Source organism: Archangium sp. (genome assembly GCF_036389735.1).
Lineage (GTDB): Bacteria > Myxococcota > Myxococcia > Myxococcales > Myxococcaceae > Archangium.
The window spans coordinates 1-4,783 of the sequence record NZ_DASVWK010000009.1; the positions used below are offsets into that span (position 1 = coordinate 1).

General features: G+C 70.0%; 4 protein-coding genes and 3 pseudogenes. 3 read left to right on the forward strand and 4 right to left on the reverse strand.

Translation table 11 applies throughout. From position 1 onward, the window contains the following. Together VF794_RS00185 and VF794_RS41650 are read right to left on the reverse strand one after the other, a co-directional pair. Positions 1 to 261, reverse strand: a 261-nt coding sequence (locus VF794_RS00185) for a hypothetical protein (RefSeq protein WP_331106499.1), incomplete at its 3' end; no start/stop codon positions are given. Between the two features lie 75 nt (positions 262 to 336). Continuing rightward, positions 337 to 956 (reverse strand): annotated as a pseudogene (locus VF794_RS41650) (LysR family transcriptional regulator substrate-binding protein). On the opposite strand from VF794_RS41650, the pseudogene VF794_RS00200 reads away from it, so the two are divergent. From VF794_RS00200 to VF794_RS00210, 3 genes and pseudogenes are all read left to right on the forward strand, one after another. After that, positions 938 to 1,261, forward strand: a pseudogene (locus VF794_RS00200) (MFS transporter); the annotation flags it as partial. The pseudogenes VF794_RS41650 and VF794_RS00200 overlap by 19 nt on opposite strands. Positions 1,262 to 1,380: 119 nt before the next feature. Further along, positions 1,381 to 1,695 (forward strand): hypothetical protein, encoded by a 315-nt coding sequence (locus tag VF794_RS00205; RefSeq protein WP_331106508.1) that lies wholly within the window; start codon positions 1,381 to 1,383, stop codon positions 1,693 to 1,695. 100 nt (positions 1,696 to 1,795) lie between these two features. Further along, a complete protein-coding gene (locus VF794_RS00210) occupies positions 1,796 to 2,755 on the forward strand; it encodes a hypothetical protein (protein ID WP_331106505.1) in 960 nt (319 codons plus the stop codon). Between the two features lie 12 nt (positions 2,756 to 2,767). Here the strand turns inward: VF794_RS00210 and VF794_RS00215 are convergent, their stop codons facing one another. Both VF794_RS00215 and VF794_RS00220 read right to left on the reverse strand, forming a co-directional pair. Continuing rightward, positions 2,768 to 3,940, reverse strand: a complete 1,173-nt coding sequence (locus tag VF794_RS00215) for a hypothetical protein (protein WP_331106507.1) — start codon at positions 3,938 to 3,940, stop codon at positions 2,768 to 2,770. Between the two features lie 39 nt (positions 3,941 to 3,979). Continuing rightward, a pseudogene (locus tag VF794_RS00220) lies at positions 3,980 to 4,783 on the reverse strand (hypothetical protein); the annotation flags it as partial.

The following is a 4,783-nucleotide window of genomic DNA, read 5'->3' on the forward strand; positions in this document are numbered from 1 at the left end:
GACCCGCTGCAGGCGAGCCGGAATTGCTCCCAACGTCATCGAGAGATCCGCGATCTGCTTCCGCAGCGCAGCCGCTGTCGACTGCTCGATCAGGCTCGAAGAGGCGGACTCGGAGATGAGTGCCTCGGCCTCCACGAACTGACCTTCGGAGATGAGGTGGGTGATTCGTGCTTCCGTGGTGTTGCGTCCAAAACCTCCCCCTCCACCCTCGTCTTGAGCATGTGCGCAGGAAGCCAGACTGCCCACCAACAGGAGTGCCATGACGAACACTGCCCTTCGCGGAGTCAGACCCATGTCGCAGCTCTCAAGGAGGAGGCAGCCATGATCTCAAGGCTATCAAGGGCCGGACCGGTGCAGTGACTCCACGATGAAGGTCTTCAGCGCGCGTGCCGCCGCTGTCAGGTACTCCTCTCCCCGGTGCACCAGCCCTATCTGCCGTCGCGGGCCTCCCTTCTTCACCTCCACCACATCGAAACCTCGGGCCGCGTGGTCTCGCGCCATCAGATCCGGGAGCAGCGCCACCCCGAGCCCCCTCTCCACCATCCGCCTCATCCCCTCCGCGTTGTCCATTTCGATCGCCACCCGTGGCTTCAGCCCTCGCGCCTCGCAGGCCGCCTCCAGCGCGTACGTGCCCGACATGCCTGGAATCACCACCAGCGCCTCCTCCACCACCTCCGTCAGCTCCACCGGCCTCTTCAGCTTCGTCAGCCGGTGACCCCTCGGCACCGCCAGCACCGCTCCTCGTCCCAGAGCTTCCGCGCCACCAGGTCCACCCGTCTCAGGGGCAGGCTGACGATCGTCGGATCCAACTCTCCGCTTGCTACCCGGGCCTCCAGCACGTGGTGCGTCCCCTCGCTCAGCCGTAACAGCACTTCCGGGTAGCGGCTCGTGAAGGCCTTCACCAACTCAGGCAGCAGGTACGTCCCCACTGTCTGGAGTGTCCCTAGCGACAGCACGCCCCTCGGCGTGCTCGTCAGCCCTCCGCTTCGGCAAGCTCGCCGATCACCTCGGCCGCAAGCCCGTCTTCTCCGCCGACATGGGCCTCTTCCTCTTCGGCTCCATCCTCTGTGGCGCCGCCCAGTCCGTCCCCGCCCTCATCGCCTTCCGCGTCATCCAGGGGCTCGGCGTTGGCGCCCTCCAGCCCACCACCATGACCATCAGCGCGGACCTCTACACCCTCCGCGAGCGCGCCGCCGTCCAGGGCCTCTTCACCGGTGCCTGGGGCTCCGCCACCGTCGTCGGCCCCCTCATCGGAGGCTGGCTCGTCATGCACGCCTCCTGGCGCTGGGCCTTCCTCGTCAACGTCCCCGTGGGCGCCTCCTCGCCCTCCTTCACGCCTCCTGCCCTCGTCCTGATCGGCTCCTCGCTCTCGCCCTCGGGGTGTCCCACGGCTGGGGCACCCCCCTCCTCTTCGCCAGCCTCGGCCTGTTCGGCTTCGGGCTCGGGCCCGCCGTCTCCACTTCCCTGCTCGGCCCCCAGACACGCGCCCCCTGGCACCACCGCGGCAGCGTCACCAGCTCCATCTACGCCACCCGCATGCTCGGCGGCTCCTTCACCATCGCCGCCATCGATCTCGTCCACGGCGGGTTTCCCCTTCGCTTCGCCCTCGTCGCCGCCATCGCCGGCCTCGCCGCCCTCGTCCTCCTCACCCTCGCCCCCGGCCGCGTCATCACCGAGGCCGACGTCCCCTCTTGAGCACTTCCGGGACTCGCCCGCCCCCCCTCCTCTCGTGCTCCCCTCGGGACCTGTCGGGTTTCTTCGCTCCCGGGCTCGGGAAGCGTCATGATGCGTCCCCATGCGAAGCACGAGGCATCCCTCCACGCGATCCGGCGCTCCCCTGGCCTTCCTGCTGGGGTCGTTGCTCTCCGGCTCCGCCGTGTACGCCCAGGACTCGGGCTCCCAGGACACCCCGCCCCCCGCCACCGCTCCGGCTCCCGCGTCGGACGCGCAGGCCCCGGCTCCGGCACAGGCTCCCTTCCGGGAAGAGGAAGTCACCCAGTGTGGTGACAAGCAGGTCGGCACCGGCGAGGGCATGCTCCGCCCCCTCGGCCATGGTTTCTACGCCGAGGGCAACCGCGTTCGCCGTGGCTGCACCCTCATCCTCCAGCGCACCCTCAAGAACCGTCCCCCCGTCCCCTTCGCCCCCGACTCCTTCCGTCCCCTCGGCTGCGGCTTCTTCCGCTACGCCTCCAGCATCTACTGGGGCCGGCCCCTCGCTTCCGAGGACCCCGCCAGGGAGCCCAATGGCCAGCCCGCCGAGGTGCTCACCCGGTTGGATCTCGCCGACGCGCAGACCTTCGAGGTCGATGCCGATTGCCGGCCCCGGGACGTGCATTTCCTCTATCTCAACCACGCCTCCCGCCCCGAACTCCCCGCCTTCGTCGCCGTCCCCCGCGGCGATGGGCAGGGCTATGAGGAACTCGGCTGCGGCTTCGTCCGCTTCGAGGGCCGCGTCTTCTTCGGCGCTCGCTCCCTCGAGGGCGTTCATGCGCCCTCCTTCTCCTCCGTGCTCGGTCGGCTCCCCTATCTGGAGTGCGGCGGCGCCATGTACGGACGGGATCGCTCCAAGGTCTGGTGGCAGCACCTCCTCGTCCGTGGCGCCAAGGCCAGGAGCTTCCGCGTCCCCCGCGAGGAGAACCCGGACTTCCGCGTCGCCTGTGATGGCCGTCGCTCCTTCCAGCAGGACGCCGTCGACAAGAAGCCCCATCCGCTCTGCAAGCCCGCCAAGAAGGTGATGGTCAGGAAGCGCAAGTAGAGAGCAGGGACGCTACCTGGCCAGGGGGTCCTCCAGGGGTCCCGGCATCCCCCACAGCTCCGTGGGCTCCCGGTATCCGCTCTCGAAGGAGTCCAGGATCGGCGGCCAGCGCTCCCAGAACGTCGCCCAGTTGTATTCCGTTGGCGGGGCCGTGAGTGGGTTCCCGTCCCGGTCCCTCCTCGCGTAGGCGTAGTCCGCCAGCGTCCACTCCACCGTCCCGAAGTGCACCACCAGCATCGGGGTCATCGCCCTCATCGTCTCGAGGCGGGACACTTCGTCCTCGTGTGCCGTGCTCGGGATGAAGGCCGGTTGCACCGCGTCGTGCTGCTCGCGCCAGGCCAGGCAGTTGTTCGCCATCGCGATCCGTGTGTCGCGCTCGGCTGGCTCGGACGTGCGTCGCGCCCGCTCGTACAGCGCGAAGGCCGCCACCACCAGGCTCCTTCCGTCCATCCCCGGGAAGAGTTGGTCGAAGGCGTGCGGTCTCGGCGTGTCGTGCGCGTGCTCCAGCGCGTGGTCGTAGGCGAGCCGCGTCTCCTCTCTTCTCGCCCCGGGGAGGGGAAACTCCGCCAGGACCCGCTCGGGTGTCACCTCTCCGGCCCGCTCGCGCCAGGCGAGGTACGCGTTCGCCGCCCCGCCGATGTCCGCGTAGATGGCCACGTTGCCCTCATGCAGCGTGCGCTCCAGCGTGCGTACCACCGCCTCCGCCTTGTCGAGCGGCAGCAGCCCCGGCGCTCCCCGGTAGAGCGTCGCGAAGCGGGAGGCCGTGGTGGTGAGCGTGCGCGGATCCGACAGCGCCTCGCCGTTCATCGACGTGGTGAGCGCTCCCAGTGCCGCCGCCGCGTCCGGGGGCAGCCCGTACGCCACCAGCTCCACCGAGAGCCCTTCCACCGACAGCAGCGCCGAGCCCGTCAGCCCCACCCGTTCGAGCGCCCGCGTCACCGACAGCGACGGTTGTCCCCTCCCCGCGTCGAGGATGTGTCGGGCCATGGCCGCGCCGAGCATGCCCTTGCCGGCCTCGTGCGAGGCGTGTGGCGCGAAGCCGAACCAGTTGGGGCGTACGAGGCTCGTGCCTCCGGGCTGGAAGTCCGGATCCAGCAGCGCCTGGAACGCGTGGGCGAGCTGGATGTAGCCCGCGGTGATGCGGCGGTTGTCCTCCAGCGGTGAGGGGCTGGACTGAGGCTCCACGAGGATGCTCCCGGTGAGGAGGGGGGGCTGGACGGCAGCCTACCGGGGTCCAGTGCCCGCCGAGGCTCCCGCGTCTGCTCCGACGAGCTTGTCCTTCAGCGTGCCCAGTCCCCGGCTCCCCGCCTCGCGGGCCTTGTTCAGCACGCCTCCGGCCTCACGCACCACGGCCTCCGGCTTCACCTGCGCCATCCCGGTGCGCACCCGGTCCATCCACAGGATGGGCTCGTACACCTGCTTCGCCCGCTCCTCGCCCAGCACCTTGACGAGGAGCTTCTCCAGTCCCCCCGCCCGCGCCACCAGCGCCCGCGCCAGGATGAGCGCCGCGCGCTGCTGCCGGAAGATGGGCAGGCTCTTGCCGTGGGTGCGCAGCTCGTTCGCGCTCGTCCGCAGCTCCCGCCGCGTCGGCTCGTCCAGGTACGGGCTGCCCGCCAGCTTCTCCAGGTTCGTCGCCGCCTCCGCGTAGCGCTCGCGCTTGTAGTGCACGAAGGACCAGCCCCACCACGTCAGCTCGTTCTCGATGCCCAGCCGCTCCAGCGCCGCCAACCCCCGCTCCACGTCGTCCGCCGCCGGATCCTCCCGATCCAACTGCATCCGGTTCCACGCCCGCAGGAAGTGGCCCAGCGCCCTCATGCTCTCGAGCGTTTGCGCGGGCGTCGCGTCCCCGATGCGCATCAGCGCCAGCTCGTTCTCCGGCAACGTCTCCACCTCCGCCAGGTAGGCCGTCAGCTCCTCCTCCGACGCGTAGTGGTAGCGCGCCTCCATGAACGACAGGCCCCGGCATGCCCTCGACAGCGTGCGCAGGTACGCCGGCCACTCGGGATTCGGCCTGGCCCGCGCGAACTC